Source organism: Streptomyces sp. NPDC085866 (genome assembly GCF_044541035.1).
Classification (GTDB): Bacteria; Actinomycetota; Actinomycetes; order Streptomycetales; family Streptomycetaceae; genus Streptomyces.
This window is the reverse complement of the sequence record NZ_JBITSQ010000027.1, coordinates 62854-84010: the sequence shown is the minus strand read 5'-3', so window position 1 is coordinate 84010 and position 21157 is coordinate 62854. Positions and strand designations below refer to the sequence as shown.

Genomic DNA, 21157 nt, shown 5'->3' with positions numbered 1-21157 from the left:
CGGGTGTGCTGTGGTCGCCCGCGCCCACGCCGCGGAGCCGCCTACCGACACGGCCCGCACCCCTTCACGCAGTCAAGCCGAGCCCATGTGATCAAGGCGCCGCAGGATCACGCCCTCGCGCAGGGCCCACGGGCAGACCTCCAGGCTCTCCACCCCGAAAAGATCCATCGCGCCCTCGGCCACCAGTGCCCCCGCCAGCAGCTGGCCGGCTCGGCCGTCGGAGACTCCGGGGAGTTCGGCGCGCTGTTGCGTGGACATGCCGGCCAGGCGGGGAACCCAGGCCTCCAGGGACTCCCGCTTGAGGTCGCGCTGGATGTAGAGGCCCTCGGCGCTGCGGGCGGCGCCGGCGATGCGGGCCAGCTGCTTGAAGGTCTTGGAGGTGGCGACCACGTGGTCGGGGGTGCCGAAGCGGTGGAACTCGCCGACGGTCCGGGCGATCTGCGCGCGCACGTGGCGGCGCAGGGAGCGGACGTCCTCGGGGTCGGGCGGGTCGCCGGGCAGCCAGCCGGCGGTGAGGCGGCCGGCGCCGAGCGGAAGGGAGACGGCGGCGTCCGGCTCCTCGTCGATACCGAAGGCGATCTCCAGGGAGCCGCCGCCGATGTCCAGGACCAGCAGCTTTCCGGCGGACCAGCCGAACCAGCGGCGGACGGCGAGGAAGGTGAGCCGGGCCTCCTCCGGACCGGTGAGGACCTGGAGTCGTACGCCGGTCTCGTCCTCCACGCGCGTGAGGACCTCGTCGGCGTTGGTGGCTTCCCGCACCGCGGAGGTCGCGAACGGCAGCAGGTCCTCCACGCCCTTGTCCTCGGCGGCCTGGAGTGCGTCCTGTACGACCGCGATCAGCTTCTCGACACCGTCATCACCTATGGCACCGCTGTCGTCGAGCAGCTGGGCGAGCCGAAGTTCGGCCTTGTGCGAATGCGCGGGCAACGGGCGCGCGCCGGGGTGAGCGTCCACCACCAGCAGATGCACCGTGTTCGAACCCACGTCCAGGACACCGAGTCTCATGTACGGAACGCTACTGCCAGAACCGCTGTCCTCGGTCCCCGAAGCGGCCTCGGGCGACTTACCCTGGACGGGTGCCAAAGACGAAAAAGGCTAACTCCGACAAGAGCGCCAAGGGCGCCAAGTCGGGCAAGGCGCCCAAATCCTCCAAGGGGTCGAAGGATCCCTCGCAGGTGAAGGCGTCGACGTCCAGGAAAGGCCCGAAGGTGAGCGACGAGAAGGGCCTCGACTTCGCGCGAGCCTGGGTGGAGTTCCCGGATCCGGCGGACGACGAGCAGATCTTCCGCTGCGATCTGACCTGGCTGACCTCGCGCTGGAACTGCATCTTCGGCAGCGGCTGCCAGGGCATCCAGGCGGGCCGCGCGGACGACGGGTGCTGCTCGCTGGGGGCCCACTTCTCCGACGAGGACGACGAGAAGCGGGTCGCCGAGCACGTGGCGAGGCTCACCCCGGAGATCTGGCAGCACCACGACGAGGGCACGCGCGGCGGCTGGATCGCCGAGGACGAGGACGGATCCCGTCAGACCCGGCCCTTCCAGGGCTCGTGCATCTTCCAGAACCGTCCCGGGTTCGCCGGCGGCGCGGGCTGCTCGCTGCACATCCTGGCCCTGAAGGAGGGCCGGGAGCCGCTCGAGACCAAGCCGGACGTGTGCTGGCAGCTGCCGATCCGGCGCACCTACGACTGGATCGACCGCCCCGACGACACCCGCGTGCTGCAGGTCTCCATCGGTGAGTACGACCGCCGGGGCTGGGGCCCGGGCGGCCATGACCTGCACTGGTGGTGCACGTCGGCGACCTCGGCACACGGCGCCGGCGAGCCGGTGTACGTCTCCTACCGCGCCGAGCTGACCGAACTGATGGGCAAGGCCGGCTACGACCGTCTGGTCGAGCTGTGCGAACAGCGACTGGCCTCGCAGCTGCCCCTGGTGGCACCGCATCCGGCGGATCCGGCGTAGGGCCGCCGGGGGCGCCTTCCGGGGCGCCGCGCTGTCTGTGGGGACGGCGGGAGGGTCTGGGGCCGGGCCGGGTGAGCTGCGCGGCCCCGCGCCGACCGGACCGCCGCGTCTCTAGCTGTCCGCCGGGCTCGGAGTTCCGTCGTCGCTCGGGGACGGGGACGGGCTCGGGGGGTCGGACGGGGTGGGGTCCCTGGGACTGGGGCTCGGGTCGGCCGGGGTCGGGGACTGGCTGGACGGCGGGTCCGTCGGGGCTGAGGACGACGGGCTCGGGTCGGGGGCCGGGGGCGGGGTCGTCGGGCGGGTCGGGGCGGTGCCGTAGCCGTCGATGGTGACCACGGCGCCGGCCGGTGAGACGGCCACCTGCGCGTTCCAGTGGCCGGAGGGCTCGCGGAGATGGTCGACGTACACCTTGATCGTCAACGTCTCGCCGGGGGCGAGGGATCCCGTGGACTGGCTGAAGTAGAGCCAGGCCGCGGAGGTGGCGGCGGACCAGCGGACGGGGCCCGAGCCGGAGGCCGTGAGGGTGATCAGCGTGGTGTCGCCGTCGTTGGCGGCGCTGACCGCGAGCTGTCCCGCGCCCTTCTTGTCTCCTCCGGAGACGCTGATGACCTCCACGGAGACGTCCGACTTGCCGCCCTTGCCGGGGCCGCCGGGCTTCACACTGGCGTTTCCGGCGTTCTCGTAGCCGCCTGCGGTGTCGCTGCCGAGCGCGTCGGGCCCCTGCGCCTCGCGCGCGGTGGCCGAGCGACCGTCCTCGGCGTCCGGGGTGCCCCGGTAGGCGGCCCACAGGGCGAGCACGGGGGCCGCGACGACGGTGGCGACGACGGTCGTGGTGACGGCACGCGCGCGTAGGCGGTCACGACGGGCCGCGCGGTCCTTGGGATCCATCGGGAAGCCGCGCCGGTCGAAGCGGGGCACGGCCGCGCCCCGCGCGCGCGACTGGTGCTCGAGGACGACGTGCAGGGCCGCGCGGGGTGCCTCCAGGACGGGCAGCTCGGCCGGGGTGACAGTGGCGCCGGGCCAGTGGCCGGGCACGGCGCGCTCGGCGGTACGGCGGCAGCGCGGGCAGTCGTCGACGTGCCGGACCAGCTCGCGACGCAGGGCCGTGCTGAGGACCAGCTGGCTGTCTCCGGTCAGATGGGCCACGCTCGGGCACCCGCCGGTCTCGACCACGGCGAGCGCGGCGCGGGTGCGCTCGACCTCACAGGCAGCGGAGGCGAGCAGCTCGCGCGCGGCGGCGGTCTCCATGCCGAGGACGGCGGCGACCTCGGGGGCGGCGAGGTGGTGGCGGACGGCGAGTTCCAGGGCCTCGCGCTGCTCGGGGGTGGTACCTGCCGCCTCCGGCCACGCGAGCAGGGCCAGTTCGCGGCGGCGCTGCTCCTGGATCTCCGGGGCGACGGGCGGATCGGGCGCCTGTCTCGTGGCCGCGGGCCGGCCCGCCGCATGGGTGGCCTGACGTTTCTGCTTGGCCTCGGCGAGCCCCCGCAGGCACGCCCAGCGGGCCAGCGCGTACAGCCAGGCCCTGCGGTCGGCGGGGGCCTCCGGGGCACGCTGCCCACGCCGCTCGGCCAGCACCAGGACGTCCCCGAGGGCGGCGGTGGCCGCGTCGTGGTCGCACAGCACCGACAGGCAGTAGGTGAACAGACCGTCCAGGTACGGCTCGTAGCGTGCCGGCGGCCGCTGGGCGAGGGTGCGCGCGGCGGCTCGATCACGCGCCTCTCGATGCGCCCGATGCGCGCCGGTGGTGCGGGTCGTGGTCCGAGGACTGCTGCTCATCACCCGTGCGACCGTAGGCGGCTACGGAGTGCACCTTCTTGCACCTTGAGCACTTTTAATCCGTACGGGTGAAACGATCCCTCATAAGGGGACAGGAACCCTTTATTCCGCGGCTCGAACCCGACGGGCAGTGGCCAATACCGATCCACCCACATGCGCCCCGAGCAGGCGTTGTCAGTACCGCGGGCTACGGTTTCCGCATGGCTGCCCGTACCAAGACCACCAAGGACCGACCGTCCTACCGCTGCACCGAGTGCGGCTGGCAGACGGCCAAGTGGCTCGGCCGCTGCCCCGAGTGCCAGGCCTGGGGGACGGTCGAGGAGTACGGCGCGCCCGCAGTCCGTACGACGGCTCCGGGCCGGGTCACCAGCTCCGCGCTGCCCATCGGCCAGGTCGACGGCCGCCGGGCCACCGCCCGCTCGACCGGCGTGCCGGAGCTGGACCGGGTGCTCGGCGGCGGTCTCGTGCCCGGCGCGGTCGTGCTGCTCGCGGGCGAGCCGGGCGTCGGCAAGTCCACCCTGCTGCTGGACGTGGCCGCCAAAGCGGCGAGCGAGGAGCACCGCACCCTCTATGTGACCGGCGAGGAGTCCGCGAGCCAGGTCCGGCTGCGCGCCGACCGCATCGGCGCCCTGGACGACCATCTGTATCTCGCCGCCGAGACCGATCTGGCCGCCGTCCTCGGCCACTTGGACGCGGTGAAGCCGTCCCTGCTGATCCTCGACTCGGTGCAGACGGTGGCCTCCCCGGAGATCGACGGCGCGCCCGGCGGCATGGCCCAGGTCCGCGAGGTGGCCGGCGCCCTGATCCGCGCCTCCAAGGAGCGCGGCATGTCCACGCTGCTGGTGGGCCACGTCACCAAGGACGGCGCGATCGCCGGCCCCCGGCTGCTGGAGCACCTGGTGGACGTCGTCCTGCACTTCGAGGGCGACCGGCACGCACGCCTGCGCCTGGTGCGGGGCGTGAAGAACCGCTACGGCGCCACCGACGAGGTCGGCTGCTTCGAACTGCACGACGAGGGCATCACGGGCCTCGCGGACCCCAGCGGACTCTTCCTGACCCGTCGTGACGAACCGGTCCCCGGCACCTGCCTGACGGTCACCCTGGAGGGCCGCCGCCCGCTGGTGGCGGAGGTGCAGGCGCTGACCGTGGATTCCCAGATCCCCTCCCCGCGCCGGACCACCTCGGGTCTGGAGACCTCCCGGGTGTCGATGATGCTCGCGGTGCTGGAGCAGCGGGGCCGGATCAGCGCGCTCGGCAAGCGGGACATCTACTCGGCGACGGTGGGCGGCGTGAAGCTGTCGGAGCCGGCCGCCGACCTCGCGATCGCCCTCGCCCTCGCCTCGGCCGCCAGCGACACCCCGCTGCCCAAGAACCTCGTCGCGATCGGCGAGGTCGGCCTGGCGGGCGAGGTCAGACGGGTCACGGGCGTGCAGCGCAGGCTCGCCGAGGCGCACCGGCTGGGCTTCACGCACGCGCTCGTGCCGGGCGACCCGGGCAAGGTCCCGCCCGGGATGAAGGTCCTGGAAGTCGCCGACATGGGGGACGCGCTCAGGGTCCTGCCGCGCTCCCGTCACCGAGAGGCCCCACGGGAGGCGGAGGACCGCCGGTAGACTTTGCCCAGGTCTCGCCCGTCCGTACGAACCGAGTGCGCGAAACGGGAGCGCCTCAGAACCTGCGACCGGAGGAGTGCAGTGGCAGCCAACGACCGGGCGGCAGCTCCCGGAAAGTCCGGTGGGAGTTCCGGTGCCGAGGGCCTGATGCGCGCCGCACTGAGCGCGGTGGCTCCGGGCACGGCCCTGCGTGACGGCCTCGAGCGGGTTCTCCGCGGCAACACCGGCGGGCTCATCGTGCTCGGCTCCGACAAGACCGTCGAGTCGATGTGTACGGGCGGGTTCGTCCTGGACGTCGAGTTCACGGCCACGCGCCTGCGGGAGCTGTGCAAGCTCGACGGCGGCATCGTGGTCTCCTCCGACCTTTCGAAGATCCTGCGGGCCGGCGTGCAGCTGGTGCCGGACCCGACGATCCCGACGGAGGAGACGGGCACGCGGCACCGCACGGCGGACCGGGTCTCGAAGCAGGTCGGCTTCCCTGTGGTCTCCGTCTCCCAGTCCATGCGGCTGATCGCCCTGTACGTCGACGGGCAGCGGCGCGTGCTGGAGGACTCGGCGGCGATCCTGTCCCGCGCGAACCAGGCGCTGGCCACCCTGGAGCGGTACAAGCTCCGGCTGGACGAGGTAGCGGGCACGCTGTCGGCGCTGGAGATCGAGGACCTGGTGACGGTCCGGGACGTGTCGGCGGTCGCCCAGCGTCTTGAGATGGTTCGGCGCATTGCCACCGAAATCGCCGAGTATGTGGTCGAACTGGGCACGGACGGTCGGCTTCTGGCGCTTCAGCTGGAGGAGTTGATCGCCGGGGTGGAGCCCGACCGCGAGCTGGTCGTCCGGGACTACGTCCCCGAGCCCACGGCGAAGCGCTCCCGCACGGTCGAGGAGGCGCTGTCCGAGCTGGACGCGCTCTCCCACGCGGAACTGCTGGAGATGGGCACGGTGGCGCGCGCACTGGGTTACACCGGTTCCCCCGAGACCCTCGACTCGGCGGTGTCCCCGCGGGGCTTCCGCCTGCTGGCGAAGGTGCCGAGGCTGCCGGGGGCGATCATCGACCGCCTGGTGGAACACTTCGGTGGCCTGCAGAAGCTGCTTGCTGCGAGCGTGGACGATCTCCAGGCGGTGGACGGAGTCGGAGAGGCGCGGGCCCGGAGCGTGCGCGAAGGCCTGTCGCGGCTGGCCGAGTCGTCGATCCTGGAGCGGTACGTCTGATCGGGGAGCCGCTGGGTCCGTCGTAAGCCGCGGGCAGTACGTGGCTGGTCGCACCCACGCGGCGGAGCCGCATATCGGCACAGCCCCGCGCGCCCCAAGTACTCGCCGCACCGTATGCAGCTACACACAGTGCGTTTGCGGCCGACGGCGCCACGACTCCCCAGGGGCGCGGGGAACTGCGCGACCAGCCCCCCCCGGCCCGCAGCTACGACGAACCCGGCAGCCCCGCTAATCAGCCGACAGCACGAACGAAGCCTGGGCCTTCGCGAACCCCGGCGCCTTGGCCTCCAGCAAGTACGTCCCCGCCTTTGCCGACCCCGCCGGAGGCGTCCCGCACTGGGGAGCGCTCGGCTTGCGGTCCCACTTCACGGCGTACGTGATGCTCTGCCCCGCGGGCACCCGGAACACCAGGCTCGCGGCACCCTTCGGGCAGTCGCCCGAGGACCAGTAGGCGTCACTGCTGTCGGCCGGCGTGATCGTCAACACCGCGCTCTTCGGCCCGAGATCGACCTTGCAGTCACTGGACGACGTGTTCTTCGCGACGAGTTCGAACGTCGGCGCCTGGTCCGGCGAGTACGAGTTGTGGCGGCTGCGCAGGGTCAACGTGGCCGCCCCGGCCGAGCACTTGGGCAGCGAGGAGGACGCCGGGAGCGTGTCGCCCGTACCGACATCGCCCCCACCGGACCCCGAACCCGAGTCACCGCCCGAGCCGCCGTCGGACCCCGCCGAGCCGGAGTCGCCCTTGCCGTCCGATCCGGACCCGGTCCCGCCGGCGTCTCCCCCGCCGCTCGACTCGTCGCGCCCGCCCGGATGTTGGCTGATCGCGGACCCGGACGGGGAGGGCCCCGGCGTGATCGTGGACACGGGGTTCTTGCCGTTGGACGCGTCGGTGTTCTTCTTGCCGCCCCCGCCACCGGCCGTGACGATCCAGGTGATCAGCAGCGCCAGCACGGCGACCACCGACACCATGACGACCCTCCGTCGCCAGTAGATGGAGGAGGGAAGCGGCCCGACCGGATTGCGCAGAGATCCCACGGCGCAAACTGTACGAGAGATCGGCGCGCTTGCTTGCGCCACCCGCCGCCTCGACTCCAACTTTTCCGGATCATCATCCCGGCAACTGCCGCAGGAGAAAGGGTCCTTCACGCACCGCGACCAGACGCAACGCTTCGCGACCGCGCTGTCGTCGACCCTGCCCGCCCGACCCGTGGCAGGATCGGAAGGCCATGACTGAGAAGCTTCACGCCCCCGTGATCGCCTGGTTCGACACTCACGCCCGCGACCTCCCCTGGCGCCGCCCGGAGGCGGGCCCCTGGGGCGTGATGGTCAGCGAGTTCATGCTCCAGCAGACCCCCGTCAGCCGGGTCCTGCCCGTCTACGAGCAGTGGCTCGCCCGCTGGCCGCGCCCCGCCGACCTCGCCGAGGAGGCCCCCGGAGAGGCGGTGCGCGCCTGGGGCCGGCTCGGCTACCCGCGCCGCGCCCTGCGGCTGCACGGCGCCGCGGTCGCCATAACGGAGCGGCACGGCGGGGACGTACCGACGGATCACACCCAGTTGCTGGCGCTGCCCGGCATCGGCGAGTACACGGCCGCCGCGGTGGCCTCCTTCGCGTACGGGCAGCGCCACCCGGTGCTGGACACGAACGTGCGCCGGGTCTTCGCGCGTGCGGTGACCGGAGTGCAGTACCCGCCGAACGCCACCACGGCCGCCGAGCGCAAGCTGGCCCGCGAGCTGCTGCCGGAGGACGAGGGGACCGCCGCCCGCTGGGCCGCCGCGTCCATGGAACTGGGCGCGCTGGTGTGCACGGCGAAGAACGAGGGCTGCCATCGCTGCCCGATCGCCGTGCAGTGCGCCTGGCGGCTGGCGGGCAAGCCGGAGCACGAGGGGCCGCCGCGCCGCGGGCAGACGTACGCCGGCACGGACCGCCAGGTGCGCGGCAAGCTGCTCGCCGTGCTGCGGGAGGCGCACGTGCCGGTGCCGCAGGCGGCGCTGGACCGGGTGTGGCACGAGCCGGTGCAGCGCGCCCGCGCGCTCGACGGGCTCGTCACTGACGGTCTGGTGGAGCCGCTGCCCGGCAATCTGTATCGGCTGCCGCTGACCTGACGCACAGCCAAGTCACGGCGTACGGGCCTTCGTTACGGACCCTCCCACCATACAAACCGCCCCATAAAGGGATATACAAGCCAGTTCCCTTACCCCGAACCCACTTCCGTTACACAACCGACGGACAGCCGATTGCTAGCCGCAGGCTGCTCCGCACAGCCCCGTGACAACAGCTCCGTAACTTCTTTCTCGTGCCCGGCAGACCACGGGCGAGCGGGACAAGGGGACTTCAGGCGGGGAGCCGGAGTACACGGGGAACGGAGGCGGTTGATCATGGCGCAGGGTGAGGTGCTCGAGTTCGAGGAGTACGTCCGCACGCGGCAGGACGCGCTGCTGCGCAGCGCCCGCCGGCTGGTACCGGACCCGGTCGACGCCCAGGACCTGCTGCAGACCGCGCTAGTGCGGACGTACGGCCGCTGGGAGGGCATCGCCGACAAGCGGCTCGCGGACGCCTATCTGCGCCGGGTGATGATCAACACCCGTACCGAGTGGTGGCGGGCGCGCAAGCTGGAGGAGGTCCCGACCGAGCAGCTGCCGGACGCCTCCGTGGACGACTCCACCGAGCAGCACGCCGACCGGGCCCTGCTGATGGACATCATGAAGGTGCTCGCTCCGAAGCAGCGCAGCGTCGTGGTGCTGCGACACTGGGAGCAGATGTCCACTGAGGAGACGGCCGCGGCCCTCGGCATGTCGGCCGGTACGGTCAAGAGCACGCTGCACCGGGCGCTCGCCCGGCTCCGCGAGGAGCTGGAGGCCCGCGATCTGGACGCACGCGCGCTGGAGCGTGAGGAGCGGGAGCGTTGCGCGGCCTGACCGGGGCCGGGCCCAGCGAGGCCCGAGGCAGTACACAGGCGGTGATCGCGGCTGCGGCCGCGCTCGCCGCCCTCGCCCTTTTCGTCGCCGCGTGCGGCACCGGGGGCACGGGCGCCCGGGACGAGGGGCCGGCACACGCTTCCGCGGTGGCCGGCGCGGTCGCCTCCCCGCCGCCCAGTCCCACCGAGACGTACCGGCGCGTGGACGCCGTGGCCCTGCTCAAGGAGGACCCCGCGGTCTCGTCGGCCGTCAAGCGCGACCTGAAGCCGTGCAGCGGCGACGACTATCCGGTGGACGTCTCCTACGGCGCACTGACCGGCGGCTCCGTGGACGACGTCGTCGTCAACGTGCTCACCTGCGACGACTGGATCGGCCTCGGCTCGTATGTGTACCGGGACGAGGGCGGCACGTTCAGGAACGTCTTCAAGAACGAGGAGTCCCCGGTCGTCGCGGACATCGAACAGGGCGTCCTGACCGTGACCAAGCAGGTGTACAAGAAGGGCGACCCGATCTCGAGCCCTTCCAGCGAGGATGTGATCCCCTACACCTGGAAGAACGGGCGGTTCGTCCAGGGGCGGGCCGTCCACAACGACTACGGCGCCGGCGTCGGCGACGACTCCACCGAGAACACCTCGCCCGTTCCGGCCACCTGACCGAACTCACCGACCAATCACCCAGAACTGAGAGCACCGGGATGGCAGACCAGACCCACGTCCTGTTCGTCGAGGACGACGACGTCATCCGCGAGGCCACCCAGCTCGCCCTGGAGCGGGACGGCTTCGCGGTGACCGCCATGCCCGACGGGCTGTCCGGCCTGGAGGCGTTCCGGGCGAACCGCCCCGACATCGCGCTGCTGGACGTCATGGTCCCGGGCCTGGACGGCGTCAGCCTGTGCCGTCGTATCCGGGACGAGTCGACCGTGCCGGTGATCATGCTCTCGGCGCGGGCCGACTCCATCGACGTCGTCCTCGGTCTGGAGGCGGGCGCCGACGACTATGTGACCAAGCCGTTCGACGGTGCCGTCCTGGTCGCCCGGATCCGCGCGGTGCTGCGCCGCTTCGGCCACGCCGGCGCTGTGCACGTCGAGGAGAACCCGGCACAGGTGAACGGCGGCCCGCTGACCTTCGGTGACGTGGAGATCGACACCGAGGGCATGGAGGTGCGCCGGGCCGGGCAGCCGGTGGCGCTGACCCCGACCGAGATGCGGCTGCTGCTGGAGTTCTCCACCGCGCCCGGCACGGTGCTCTCCCGCGACAAGCTGCTGGAGCGGGTGTGGGACTACGGATGGGGCGGGGACACCCGGGTCGTCGACGTCCATGTGCAGCGGCTGCGGCAGAAGATCGGCCAGGACCGGATCGAGACGGTCCGCGGCTTCGGCTACAAGTTGAAGGCCTGAGCGAGGCGGACATGCGGGGGATCATCAGGCGCCCGGTGGGGTGGGCGGAGCGCGCAGGCCTGCGGACCGGGCTCAGGTGGAAGCTCAGCGCGGCGATCGCCCTGGTCGCCGGGCTGGTCGCCATAGCGCTCAGCCTGGTCGTGCACAACGCCGCCCGGGTCTCGATGCTGGACAACGCGCGTGACCTGGCCAACGAGCGCGTGCAGTTGGCCCAGGGGAACTACGAGCGGTACGGGCGGATGAACTTCCCCAACATCAAGATCGACGACCCCGAGCTGCCGCTCGTGCTGCGCGAGAAGGTCGAGGAGGGCCGCCGGGCCAGCTACGTCAGCGACCACCGCGGCGGCGTGCCGGACATCTGGGCGGCCGTACCGGCCAAGAACGGGCATGTGCTGTCCCTGCACAGCCACTTCCCGGACCGCTCCACCGACGTGATGAAGGACCTCGACCAGGCCCTGGTCATCGGGTCGATCGCCGTCGTGCTCGGCGGCAGCGCGCTCGGCGTGCTGATCGGCGGGCAGCTGTCGCGGCGGCTGCGCAAGGCGGCGGCCGCGGCGGGCCAGGTCGCCAACGGCGAGACCGACGTACGGGTGCGGGAGGCCATCGGCGGGGTCGTACGGGACGAGACCGACGATCTCGCGCGCGCGGTGGACGCGATGGCGGACGCGCTGCGCCAGCGGCTGGAGGCCGAGCGGCGGGTGACCGCCGACATCGCGCACGAGCTGCGCACCCCGGTGACCGGCCTGCTGACCGCCGCCGAACTCCTGCCGCCCGGCCGCCCCACCGAACTGGTCCTGGACCGCGCGAAGGCGATGCGCACCCTAGTCGAGGACGTGCTGGAGGTCGCCCGCCTGGACAGCGCCTCCGAGCGGGCCGAGCTGCAGGACATCCTGCTGGGCGAGTTCGTGGCCCGGCGCGTGGCGGCCAAGGACCCGGACATCGCCGTACGGGTGGTGCACGAGTCGGAGGTCACCACCGACCCGCGCCGCCTGGAGCGGGTGTTGTTCAACCTGCTGGCCAACGCCGCCCGGCACGGCAAGCCGCCGATCGAGGTGACCGTCGAGGGCCGGGTCATCCGGGTCCGCGACCACGGCCCCGGCTTCCCCGAGGCGCTGCTCGCCGAGGGCCCGAGCCGCTTCCGCACCGGCAGCGCGGACCGCGCGGGCCAGGGGCACGGCCTGGGCCTGACCATCGCGGCCGGCCAGGCCCGGGTGCTGGGCGCCCGCCTGACCTTCCGCAACGTGCGTCCCGTCGGCACCCCCGACCACCTCCCTGCCGAGGGCGCTGTGGCCGTCCTCTGGCTCCCGGAACACGCGCCCACGAACACGGGCAGCTATCCGATGCTGCCGCGGTCCGGGGGCGTCGGCAGCTGAGCACGGAGCCGGGTCCCTGAGGGGACACCCTCACGTGGTCGCGACGAGCAGCTCCTCCCCGCGTGAGGGCCGCAGGCCGTCCGTCCGGTCGGCGAAGTAGCGCTCGCCGAGCTCCTCGGCCGTGACATGGCGGACCTCACGGAAGCCGGTCTCGCGGGCCAGGGCCAGGATCCGCGGCGGTGAGAAGAAGCTGAGGAACGGGGTCCCGGCGGCACGAGCGCCGTTCACGGCGGCCTGGAGCTGCGGACGCTGCTCCGGCTCGACCTCCTCCGGCGGCCGCAGGAAGGTCGTGGCCAGCGTGGAGCCCGTGGCGAGCGTGGCGACGAGGCGGAACATGGCCTCGACCGCTTCCCCGGTGAGATACATCGTGACGCCGGTGGCGGCCACCACCGCCGGCCGGCCGGGATCCAGGCCGGCCGTGACCAGCTGCCCCCACCAGTCCCCCTCGAAGTCGACCGGCACCAGCCGCAGCCACTCGGGGACGCCGTACCCCAGCTCGGCCAGCCGCTGGCGCTTCCAGGCCTGCGGCCCGGGCCGGTCGACCTCGAACACCCGGAGCGTGGCGGCGATGTCCGGCCGACGCTGGGCGAAGGTGTCCAGTCCGGCCCCCAGGAGGACGTACTGGCCGACGCCCCGCCGGGCCTGGTCCACGACGAGATCCTCCACGAAGCGGGCGCGGGCAGCGATGGAGGCGCGGGTGCGCCGCGTGGCCTCGACGTCCATGTCCGGGCGGCCGCGCCAGTCCTCGTCCGGGGCCGCCAGCCGCAGCCCGATCTCGTCGTCGATCACATGCGGCGGCGGATCGGCCCGGACGTGCAGGGCCCGCCACAGGGCGACCCGCACCGCCGTGTGGTCCGCCGCGATCGTCTGCTCGTGCATGCCGTTGCCTCCCCGTCCGCCGGTCAGCCGAAGTCCTTCGAGAAGTCGAGTTCCTCGCTGCGCTCGGTCAGCGAGTACCAGTTGCCGTTGTCGTCCCGGAAGATCGCCTCGATGCCGTACGGCCGTTCCTTCGGCTCCTGGATGAACTCCACTCCCCGCCCCTTGAACCGCTCGTAGTCCCCGCGGCAGTCGTCCGTGTGGAACGCCCCGGCCCCCAGCACCCCCTTGGCCACGAGCTTCTTCAACGCCTCGGCGGACTCCGGGTCCAGGCCGGGGCCGTCCAGGCTCATCAGGGCCAGCTCCACGCCGGGCTGGTCCTTGGCGCCGACGGTGACCCAGCGCATGTCCCCCATGGCCAGGTCGCTGCACACCTCGAAGTCCAGCTTCTCGGTGAAGAAGGCCTTCGTGCGCTGCTGGTCGAAGGTCCACACGGTGGTGATGCCCAGGCCCTTGATCATGGCTCTGCTCTCCTGTCGGCAGGCTGCTGTTCCTGCTCGTCACCGTAGGCAGGGGCGGGCTCGGCGCGCTTCTTCGAAGTTGCGGTGTTGAAGCCGCCGGCCCAGAGCATGGCGTAGCAGCCGGGTATGAGGGAGGCGCCGCGGCCGACGTGCTTCGTGCGGTACTCGCTCGGGGTGAGCCCGGTGCGGGCCTTGAAGCGGGCGGAGAAGGTGCCGAGGCTGCTGAAGCCGACCAGGGTGCAGATCTCGGTCACGGTGAGGTTGGCCCCACGCAGCATCTCCTCGGCCCGCTCGATCCGGCGGTGGGTCAGATACTGCCCGGGCGTCTCGCCGTACGCGTCCTTGAAGGCGCGCAGGAAGTGATAGCGCGAGTACCCGGCATGTGCGGCCACCGCGTCCAGGTCCAGGGCAGGGTCGGCCCAGTCACGGTCCATGGCGTCCTTGGCCAGGCGCAACTGGCGGAACTTGTCCATGGGCCGATGGTGACATGGGGGACTGACAGTGGCGCCGGTCGGCAAATCAGCCCGTCCGGCGTTTGGGGACGAGGCCCGTTCAGGGCCGAAGCGGGGGCCTCCGGGCGGTAGCCCCCGGCCGACGGTCCGCACACGACGAAGGCCCCCGGGGCGGACACCAACCGGGGGCCTTCGGCTCAGGGACGGCTCACACCGCCTCGATCACGGGCGCCGGCACCGCATCGTCGCCGCCCTCCGCAGGAGCCGGCTTCTGCGGGCCGCCCCGGAGCGGCACCTCCTTCACGAACAGGGAGGCGATCAGCACGATCACGGCGATCGCCGAGCCCAGCACGAACGCCGAGTGCGTACCGGCGGACACCGCGTGCTGGTAGGCCTCCCGCGCCGGCGCCGGCAGCTTCGCGAGGCTCGCCGCGTCCAGCTGGGCCGACTTCTCGGTGATCTTCGAGCCCAGTGCGCCGGCCCGCTCGGCCATGACGTCCTGGACCCGGTGGTTGAACAGGGCGCCCATGATGGCGACACCGAAGGAGGAGCCGAGCGTACGGAACAGGGTGGTGGACGAGGACGCCACGCCCATGTCCTTCATCTCCACGCTGTTCTGCGCTACCAGCATGGTGACCTGCATCAGGCAGCCCATGCCGAGACCGAGCACGGCCATGTAGAGGCCGGAGGTCAGCCGGGTCGTGTCCGTGTCCATCAGCGACAGCAGGTACAGGCCGACGATCATCAGCGCGCCGCCGACGATCGGGAAGATCTTGTAGCGGCCGCTGCCGGTGGTGACCCGGCCGGCGACCATCGAGGTCACCAGCATCGCGCCGAGCATCGGCAGGAGCAGCAGACCGGAGTTGGTCGCGGAGGCGCCCTGCACCGACTGCTGGTACAGCGGCAGGAAGAGCGTGGCGCCGAACATCACGAAGCCGGTGATGAAGCCGATGAGGGACATCAGGGTGAAGTTGCGGCTGCGGAAGATGTGCAGCGGCACGACCGGCTCGGCGGCCTTGGTCTGCCAGAACACGAACCCGATCAGCGCGGCGACGCCGATGCCGATCAGCTCCATGATCCGCGCGGACGTCCAGGCGTACTCGGTGCCGCCCCAGGTGGTGACCAGCACGATGGAGGTGATGCCGACGGTCAGCAGGACGACGCCGAGGTAGTCGATGCCGGCCTTGGCCCGCTTCTTCGGCAGGTGCAGCACGGCACTGACCAGCGCCAGCGCGACCACGCCGAGAGGCAGGTTGATGTAGAAGGACCAGCGCCAGCCCCAGTTGTCGGTGATGGTGCCGCCGACCAGCGGGCCGCCGATCATCGCGAGCGCCATGACGCCGGCCATCATGCCCTGGTACTTGCCGCGCTCCCGCGGCGGGATCAGGTCGCCGATGATCGCCATCACGCCGACCATCAGACCGCCGGCGCCGAGGCCCTGGATCGCGCGGAAGCCGATGAGCTGCCCCATGTCCTGGGCCATGCCGCTGAGCGCGGAGCCGATCAGGAAGATCACGATCGAGCTCAGGAAGGTGGCCTTGCGGCCGTACATGTCACCGAGCTTGCCCCAGATCGGGGTGGCCGCCGCGGTCGCGAGGGTGTAGCCGGTCACGACCCACGAGAGGTGTTCCAGCCCGCCCAGCTCGCCGACGATCGTCGGCATCGCCGTGCCCACGATCATGTTGTCGAGCATCGCGAGCATCATCGCGATCATGAGCGCGAGCAGGACCACGCGCACGCTCTTCGGCTGCTTCTCCTGTGGATCGGGTATCCCCTGAGCCGTCACGGCCGCCTGTGTGTCCGCCATCTCTCCCACTCCCCCTGACGGCTACTTACTTGCCGCCCGGCTAGTTCACTACACTGGGGAAGGTAGACCTGTCACTAGCCGGGCGTCAAGTAAGTTTTCGCCGGGGGGCGAGGAGTACGAGGATGGGCGTCACCATGGACGGCACCAAGCAGCAGCGCCGCGGAAACACCCGCCAGCGCATCCAGGACGTCGCGCTCGAACTCTTCGCCGAGCAGGGCTACGAGAAGACCTCGCTGCGCGAGATCGCCGAGCATCTCGACGTCACGAAGGCGGCCCTGTACTACCACTTCAAGACGAAGGAAGAGATCATCGTCAGCCTCTTCGAGGACCTGACGCAACCGATCCAGGACCTGATCGAGTGGGGCCGCAGCCAGCCGCACACCCTGGAGACCAAGCACGAGATCCTGCGGCGCTACAGCCAGGCCCTGGTCGGCGCGGAACCGCTCTTCCGGTTCATGCAGGAGAACCAGGCGACGGTACGGGAACTGCGCATCGGCGACACCTTCAAGGACCGCATGCGCGACCTCCGGGAGATCTTCATCGACCCCGAGGCACCCCTGGTGGAGCAGGTCCGCTGCATCAGCGCGATGTTCACGCTGCACGCGGGGATGTTCGTGATGCAGGACGTGGAAGGCGACTCCGAGAAGAAGCACGAGGCCGTTCTCGAAGTCGCCATGGACCTCGTCACGCAGGCGCACCGGGGCGCCCACAAGGAGATCTAGTCCCGCCGCCCGGAGGGCCGGATCAGACGGTCACGCCCTTGGCGCGCAGGAAGGTGACCGGGTCGACCGCGGAGCCGTAGTTCGGGGTCGTACGGATCTCGAAGTGCAGGTGCGGGCCGGTGGAGTTGCCCGTGCTGCCCGAGAGGGCGATGTGCTGGCCTGTCTTGACGATCTGACCGATCTTTATGTCGATCCGGGACAGGTGGGCGTACTGCGAGTACGTGCCGTTGCCGTGCTTGATGACGATGGCGTTGCCGTAGGCGGGGCCGTCACCGGCGCCGTTGGGGCCGGCCTTGACGACGGTGCCGCCGTGCGCGGCGACGACCTCGGTGCCGCTCGGGACGGCGAAGTCCTGGCCGCTGTGCTTGGCGACCCAGTGGCTACCGGCCTGCATGAAGCTGGCGGAGAGCGTGTACTTCTTCACCGGGTCGACCCAGGCGGTCGCCGACGGAGCGGCGGCGCTCGCGACCCCGGTCCCCAGCACGGCCATGGCGCCCACTCCGGCAGCCATGACGGCCACGCGGGTGCGGAGCGAGGACGTACGGGAAGAACGGGACGTGAAGCGCTGGATCATCTGGACCTCGTGGGCTCGGGGACATAACCGCCGCCCGGCGCTCAGGTGTTCGCCGGGCTGGCCACTCATTGGTAACCCACCGCCCCATCCCAGCTCAAAACCCCCCATGTACGGCACAAGCTAGTAGATAAACCGAAAACCATCCACTTCTTGACAGGACGCCCACCCCCGGGCACCAGCCCCGACGACATCGGTTTTTCACGCAGGGTTCCGGACCAAAAGTCCCTTTTTATCCGAATGGAGAGTCCCACTATGTGGGTTAGTAACGGACATTTCGCCTGTGCGGCTTATCACCGGCCATCGAAACCGCCGACCCGAGAAATGTGACGCACACCCCTAGTCACCTACCAGCCGGTAACCCTACGGTTCCCCTCGCGCCACCCTCACCACAGATCATGCCCCTGACAGCCAACCGTTCAGGCCGTGCAGCGTACGGACGTGAGAGGACCCCCACCGATGACCAACCGCCCCTGGGCGCGCCGGATTTCCGCCACCGCCGTCACCGTGGCCGCGCTCACCGCGCTGGCCGCCCCGGCCGAGGCTGCGGACGCGACCACGAGCAGCGCCTCCGCCACGGCCGCCAAGGTCGACTACGCCACCTGGCAGAAGGACTGCCAGTCGGTCATGGACCAGGCCCTGCCGTATCTGAAGGCCCGCATCGCCGCCGCCAAGCCCGGTGAGAAGCAGGCGATCGTCTTCGACATCGACAACACCACGCTGGAGACCGACTTCGGCTTCAGCTACCCGCAGCCGGCCAACAAGCCGGTGCTGAACGTCGCCGAGTACGCCCAGGAGCACGGCGTCTCGCTGTTCTTCGTCACGGCTCGCCCGGGCATCATCTACTGGCCCACCGAGTACAACCTGGAGCACGACGGCTACGACGTCTCCGGTCTCTACGTCCGCGGCCTGTTCGACCTCTTCAAGGATGTCGCCGCCTACAAGACCGCCCAGCGCGTCGACATCGAGAACCAGGGCTACACGATCATCGCAAACGTCGGCAACAGCGCCACCGACCTGTCGGGCGGCCACGCCGAGAAGACGTTCAAACTGCCGGACTACAACGGACAGTTGTCGTAACCCGTCCGGAATTCGCCCTTCCGGAATTCGGTGCTCCCCCCGTGGGAGTCCGTGCATGCGAATAGGGGCCGGTGCTCGAAAGCACCGGCCCCTTTTCGTCGACCGTGACGCTTACGCGTCCTTGCTCAGGTTCGGCCCGGCACCGCCGGCCGCCTGCTCGATCGGCGGGACGTCGGGCAGGGCCGACTTCTCCTCACCCCGGAAGGTGAAGGTGGCGGCGTCGCCCTCGCCCTCGGTGTCCACGACCACGATGTGACCGGGACGCAGCTCGCCGAAGAGGATCTTCTCCGAGAGCGTGTCCTCGATCTCGCGCTGGATCGTGCGACGCAGCGGACGCGCGCCCAGCACCGGGTCGTAACCCTTCTTGGACAGCAGCTCCTTGGCGGACTGGGAGAGCTCGATGCCCATGTCCCGGTCCTTCAGGCGCTCGTCCACCTTGCTGATCATCAGGTCGACGATCCGCAGGATGTCCTCCTGCGTCAGCTGCGGGAAGACGACCACGTCGTCGACGCGGTTGAGGAACTCGGGGCGGAAGTGCTGCTTGAGCTCGTCCTGGACCTTGTTCTTCATGCGCTCGTAGTTCGACTTCGTGTCACCCGTGGCCGCGAAGCCCAGGTTGAAGCCCTTGGAGATGTCCCGGGTGCCGAGGTTGGTCGTCATGATGATGACCGTGTTCTTGAAGTCCACGACCCGGCCCTGGGAGTCGGTCAGGCGACCGTCCTCCAGGATCTGCAGCAGCGAGTTGAAGATGTCCGGGTGGGCCTTCTCGACCTCGTCGAAGAGGACGACGGAGAACGGCTTGCGGCGGACCTTCTCGGTCAGCTGGCCGCCCTCTTCGTAGCCCACGTAGCCGGGGGGCGAACCGAAGAGACGCGAGACCGTGTGCTTCTCGCTGAACTCCGACATGTCGAGGGAGATCAGCGCGTCCTCGTCACCGAAGAGGAACTCGGCGAGCGCCTTGGACAGTTCGGTCTTACCGACACCGGAGGGGCCGGCGAAGATGAACGAACCACCGGGACGCTTCGGGTCCTTGAGGCCCGCACGCGTACGACGGATCGCCTTCGACAGCGCCTTGACGGCGTCGTTCTGGCCGATGACCCGCTTGTGCAGCTCCTCCTCCATGCGGAGCAGGCGGCTGGACTCCTCCTCGGTCAGCTTGAAGACCGGGATGCCGGTGGCCGTGGCGAGGACCTCGGCGATCAGCTCGCCGTCGACCTCGGCGACGACGTCCATGTCGCCGGCCTTCCACTCCTTCTCCCGCTTGGCCTTGGCGGCCAGGAGCTGCTTCTCCTTGTCGCGCAGGGAGGCGGCCTTCTCGAAGTCCTGCGAGTCGATCGCGGACTCCTTGTCCCGGCGGACGGCGGCGATCTTCTCGTCGAACTCGCGCAGGTCCGGCGGCGCGGTCATCCGGCGGATGCGCATCCGGGAACCGGCCTCGTCGATCAGGTCGATCGCCTTGTCCGGCAGGAAGCGGTCCGAGATGTAGCGGTCGGCCAGGGTGGCGGCCTGGACCAGCGCCTCGTCGGTGATGGAGACGCGGTGGTGGGCCTCGTACCGGTCGCGCAGACCCTTGAGGATCTCGATCGTGTGCGGCAGGGACGGCTCGGCGACCTGGATGGGCTGGAAGCGGCGCTCCAGGGCCGCGTCCTTCTCCAGGTGCTTGCGGTACTCGTCCAGCGTGGTCGCACCGATGGTCTGCAGCTCACCGCGGGCCAGCATCGGCTTCAGGATCGAGGCGGCGTCGATGGCGCCCTCGGCGGCACCCGCACCGACCAGCGTGTGCAGCTCGTCGATGAACAGGATGATGTCGCCGCGGGTGCGGATCTCCTTGAGCACCTTCTTCAGGCGCTCCTCGAAGTCACCGCGGTAGCGGGAGCCGGCGACCAGGGCGCCGAGGTCCAGCGTGTAGAGGTGCTTGTCCTTGAGCGTCTCGGGCACCTCGCCCTTGACGATGGCCTGGGCGAGGCCCTCGACGACGGCGGTCTTGCCGACACCGGGCTCACCGATCAGGACCGGGTTGTTCTTCGTACGGCGGGACAGCACCTGCATGACCCGCTCGATCTCCTTCTCGCGCCCGATGACCGGGTCGAGCTTGGACTCACGAGCTGCCTGGGTGAGGTTCCGGCCGAACTGGTCCAGGACGAGGGAGGTCGAGGGCGTGCCCTCGGCCGGGCCGCCGGCGGTGGCGGTCTCCTTGCCCTGGTAACCGGAGAGCAGCTGGATGACCTGCTGCCGCACCCGGTTGAGGTCTGCGCCCAGCTTGACCAGGACCTGGGCGGCGACGCCCTCGCCCTCACGGATCAGGCCGAGCAGGATGTGCTCCGTGCCGATGTAGTTGTGGCCCAGCTGAAGGGCCTCGCGGAGCGACAGCTCCAGGACCTTCTTGGCACGGGGAGTGAAGGGGATGTGGCCGGACGGGGCCTGCTGGCCCTGGCCGATGATCTCCTCCACCTGCTGGCGGACCGCCTCAAGCGAAATGCCGAGGCTCTCCAGGGCCTTAGCGGCGACACCTTCGCCCTCGTGGATGAGACCCAGGAGGATGTGCTCGGTGCCGATGTAGTTGTGGTTGAGCATCCGGGCTTCTTCCTGAGCCAGGACGACAACCCGCCGCGCGCGGTCGGTGAACCTCTCGAACATCGTTAATCGCTCCTCAGAGCGGTCAGGCAGTGGGGGGAACTTCCCCTCCCTGTCCTTCCGCAGCTTAGTCCCGCAAGCGGGGACCGCTCATTCCAACTGCCGACACCGTCCTTGGCCTCCTGACCCCGAACGCCGACATCTGCTCCAACCCGATGGTGCGAGACGATGTTCCCGCAGGCCAGGCAGTTACCCCACTCGCCACTACGCCGATGGCGAACGTGAGACGGCCCGTTCTGCGCGTCGCCCCCTCCCACTAGGCATGTCTTACCCGCAGGGACTGACACTCCATGCCGCGCGCACCGGTTCCCTCCGCTATG

The 21157-nt window shown here is 70.5% G+C and carries 19 protein-coding genes; 10 read left to right on the top strand and 9 right to left on the bottom strand.

Annotated features, from left to right (window positions below; genetic code table 11):
* Positions 1–72 precede the first annotated feature (72 nt).
* The gene (locus tag ACIF83_RS42975; protein WP_393484558.1) at positions 73–1005 is read right to left on the bottom strand and encodes a Ppx/GppA family phosphatase; all 933 of its coding nucleotides are present in this window, start codon (positions 1003–1005) and stop codon (positions 73–75) included.
* A gap of 71 nt (positions 1006–1076) precedes the next feature.
* Here ACIF83_RS42975 and ACIF83_RS42970 point away from each other — a divergent pair, with 71 nt between their 5' ends.
* Positions 1077–1958, top strand: coding sequence for a hypothetical protein (locus tag ACIF83_RS42970; protein ID WP_398141359.1), 882 nt, complete (start codon positions 1077–1079; stop codon positions 1956–1958).
* A 111-nt stretch (positions 1959–2069) separates the two neighbouring features.
* On the opposite strand, the gene ACIF83_RS42965 is transcribed toward ACIF83_RS42970, so the two are convergent.
* Complete coding sequence (locus tag ACIF83_RS42965) at positions 2070–3734, bottom strand: hypothetical protein (RefSeq protein WP_399735754.1); 1665 nt, start codon at positions 3732–3734, stop codon at positions 2070–2072.
* Between the two features lie 200 nt (positions 3735–3934).
* Here ACIF83_RS42965 and radA point away from each other — a divergent pair, with 200 nt between their 5' ends.
* Positions 3935–5344, top strand: a complete 1410-nt coding sequence (gene radA / locus ACIF83_RS42960; RefSeq protein WP_393484555.1) for a DNA repair protein RadA — start codon at positions 3935–3937, stop codon at positions 5342–5344.
* 81 nt (positions 5345–5425) lie between these two features.
* Complete coding sequence (gene disA / locus ACIF83_RS42955; RefSeq protein ID WP_393484554.1) at positions 5426–6550, top strand: DNA integrity scanning diadenylate cyclase DisA; 1125 nt, start codon at positions 5426–5428, stop codon at positions 6548–6550.
* A gap of 228 nt (positions 6551–6778) precedes the next feature.
* On the opposite strand, the gene ACIF83_RS42950 is transcribed toward disA, so the two are convergent.
* Positions 6779–7585 (bottom strand): hypothetical protein, encoded by an 807-nt coding sequence (locus ACIF83_RS42950; protein ID WP_393484553.1) that lies wholly within the window; start codon positions 7583–7585, stop codon positions 6779–6781.
* Positions 7586–7776: 191 nt separating this feature from the next.
* Between ACIF83_RS42950 and ACIF83_RS42945 the strand changes: the two genes are divergently transcribed.
* The 5 genes from ACIF83_RS42945 to cseC all read left to right on the top strand — a co-directional run bounded on the left by ACIF83_RS42945 (position 7777) and on the right by cseC (position 12234).
* Positions 7777–8652, top strand: a complete 876-nt coding sequence (locus tag ACIF83_RS42945) for an A/G-specific adenine glycosylase (protein ID WP_393484552.1) — start codon at positions 7777–7779, stop codon at positions 8650–8652.
* A gap of 273 nt (positions 8653–8925) precedes the next feature.
* Positions 8926–9465, top strand: coding sequence for a SigE family RNA polymerase sigma factor (locus ACIF83_RS42940; protein ID WP_067006350.1), 540 nt, complete (start codon positions 8926–8928; stop codon positions 9463–9465).
* The gene (locus ACIF83_RS42935) at positions 9453–10118 is read left to right on the top strand and encodes a hypothetical protein (protein ID WP_393484551.1); all 666 of its coding nucleotides are present in this window, start codon (positions 9453–9455) and stop codon (positions 10116–10118) included. Before ACIF83_RS42940 ends, ACIF83_RS42935 begins: the two co-directional genes overlap by 13 nt.
* A 41-nt stretch (positions 10119–10159) precedes the next feature.
* Positions 10160–10861, top strand: coding sequence for a two-component system response regulator CseB (gene cseB / locus ACIF83_RS42930; protein ID WP_393484550.1), 702 nt, complete (start codon positions 10160–10162; stop codon positions 10859–10861).
* 11 nt (positions 10862–10872) lie between these two features.
* Positions 10873–12234, top strand: a complete 1362-nt coding sequence (cseC, locus tag ACIF83_RS42925) for a two-component system sensor histidine kinase CseC (RefSeq protein ID WP_393484549.1) — start codon at positions 10873–10875, stop codon at positions 12232–12234.
* Positions 12235–12264: 30 nt separating this feature from the next.
* Here the strand turns inward: cseC and ACIF83_RS42920 are convergent, their stop codons facing one another.
* The 4 genes from ACIF83_RS42920 to ACIF83_RS42905 form a co-directional block, all read right to left on the bottom strand.
* Complete coding sequence (locus ACIF83_RS42920; protein ID WP_393484548.1) at positions 12265–13113, bottom strand: class I SAM-dependent methyltransferase; 849 nt, start codon at positions 13111–13113, stop codon at positions 12265–12267.
* Between the two features lie 23 nt (positions 13114–13136).
* A complete protein-coding gene (locus tag ACIF83_RS42915; protein WP_393484547.1) occupies positions 13137–13571 on the bottom strand; it encodes a VOC family protein in 435 nt (144 codons plus the stop codon).
* Entirely contained in the window at positions 13568–14044 is a 477-nt protein-coding gene (locus ACIF83_RS42910) for a helix-turn-helix transcriptional regulator (RefSeq protein WP_393484546.1), read from the bottom strand. Before ACIF83_RS42910 ends, ACIF83_RS42915 begins: the two co-directional genes overlap by 4 nt.
* A 187-nt stretch (positions 14045–14231) precedes the next feature.
* Positions 14232–15830, bottom strand: coding sequence for an MDR family MFS transporter (locus tag ACIF83_RS42905; protein WP_393484545.1), 1599 nt, complete (start codon positions 15828–15830; stop codon positions 14232–14234).
* A 122-nt stretch (positions 15831–15952) separates the two neighbouring features.
* Between ACIF83_RS42905 and ACIF83_RS42900 the strand changes: the two genes are divergently transcribed.
* The gene (locus ACIF83_RS42900) at positions 15953–16552 is read left to right on the top strand and encodes a TetR/AcrR family transcriptional regulator (RefSeq protein ID WP_393484544.1); all 600 of its coding nucleotides are present in this window, start codon (positions 15953–15955) and stop codon (positions 16550–16552) included.
* Between the two features lie 22 nt (positions 16553–16574).
* Here ACIF83_RS42900 and ACIF83_RS42895 read toward each other — a convergent pair whose 3' ends face one another.
* Entirely contained in the window at positions 16575–17126 is a 552-nt protein-coding gene (locus ACIF83_RS42895) for a M23 family metallopeptidase (protein ID WP_393484543.1), read from the bottom strand.
* Positions 17127–17582: 456 nt separating this feature from the next.
* Here ACIF83_RS42895 and ACIF83_RS42890 point away from each other — a divergent pair, with 456 nt between their 5' ends.
* Positions 17583–18203 carry an HAD family acid phosphatase gene (locus ACIF83_RS42890; protein ID WP_393484542.1) on the top strand — a complete coding sequence of 207 codons (621 nt, stop codon included), beginning with the start codon at positions 17583–17585 and terminating at the stop codon, positions 18201–18203.
* A gap of 111 nt (positions 18204–18314) precedes the next feature.
* On the opposite strand, the gene ACIF83_RS42885 is transcribed toward ACIF83_RS42890, so the two are convergent.
* Entirely contained in the window at positions 18315–20840 is a 2526-nt protein-coding gene (locus ACIF83_RS42885; RefSeq protein ID WP_393484541.1) for an ATP-dependent Clp protease ATP-binding subunit, read from the bottom strand.
* Between the last annotated feature and the right edge of the window lie 317 nt (positions 20841–21157).

Excerpts from the sequence above, each read along its gene's own strand:
- ACIF83_RS42975 (WP_393484558.1), bottom strand. The coding sequence starts at position 1,005 with ATGAGACTCGGTGTCCTGGACGTGGGTTCGAACACGGTGCATCTGCTG.
- ACIF83_RS42965 (WP_399735754.1), bottom strand. The coding sequence starts at position 3,734 with ATGAGCAGCAGTCCTCGGACCACGACCCGCACCACCGGCGCGCATCGG.
- radA (WP_393484555.1), top strand. The coding sequence starts at position 3,935 with ATGGCTGCCCGTACCAAGACCACCAAGGACCGACCGTCCTACCGCTGC.
- ACIF83_RS42945 (WP_393484552.1), top strand. The coding sequence starts at position 7,777 with ATGACTGAGAAGCTTCACGCCCCCGTGATCGCCTGGTTCGACACTCAC.
- ACIF83_RS42940 (WP_067006350.1), top strand. The coding sequence starts at position 8,926 with ATGGCGCAGGGTGAGGTGCTCGAGTTCGAGGAGTACGTCCGCACGCGG.
- cseB (WP_393484550.1), top strand. The coding sequence starts at position 10,160 with ATGGCAGACCAGACCCACGTCCTGTTCGTCGAGGACGACGACGTCATC.
- cseC (WP_393484549.1), top strand. The coding sequence starts at position 10,873 with ATGCGGGGGATCATCAGGCGCCCGGTGGGGTGGGCGGAGCGCGCAGGC.
- ACIF83_RS42920 (WP_393484548.1), bottom strand. The coding sequence starts at position 13,113 with ATGCACGAGCAGACGATCGCGGCGGACCACACGGCGGTGCGGGTCGCC.
- ACIF83_RS42915 (WP_393484547.1), bottom strand. The coding sequence starts at position 13,571 with ATGATCAAGGGCCTGGGCATCACCACCGTGTGGACCTTCGACCAGCAG.
- ACIF83_RS42910 (WP_393484546.1), bottom strand. The coding sequence starts at position 14,044 with ATGGACAAGTTCCGCCAGTTGCGCCTGGCCAAGGACGCCATGGACCGT.
- ACIF83_RS42905 (WP_393484545.1), bottom strand. The coding sequence starts at position 15,830 with ATGGCGGACACACAGGCGGCCGTGACGGCTCAGGGGATACCCGATCCA.
- ACIF83_RS42900 (WP_393484544.1), top strand. The coding sequence starts at position 15,953 with ATGGGCGTCACCATGGACGGCACCAAGCAGCAGCGCCGCGGAAACACC.
- ACIF83_RS42895 (WP_393484543.1), bottom strand. The coding sequence starts at position 17,126 with ATGATCCAGCGCTTCACGTCCCGTTCTTCCCGTACGTCCTCGCTCCGC.
- ACIF83_RS42890 (WP_393484542.1), top strand. The coding sequence starts at position 17,583 with ATGACCAACCGCCCCTGGGCGCGCCGGATTTCCGCCACCGCCGTCACC.
- ACIF83_RS42885 (WP_393484541.1), bottom strand. The coding sequence starts at position 20,840 with ATGTTCGAGAGGTTCACCGACCGCGCGCGGCGGGTTGTCGTCCTGGCT.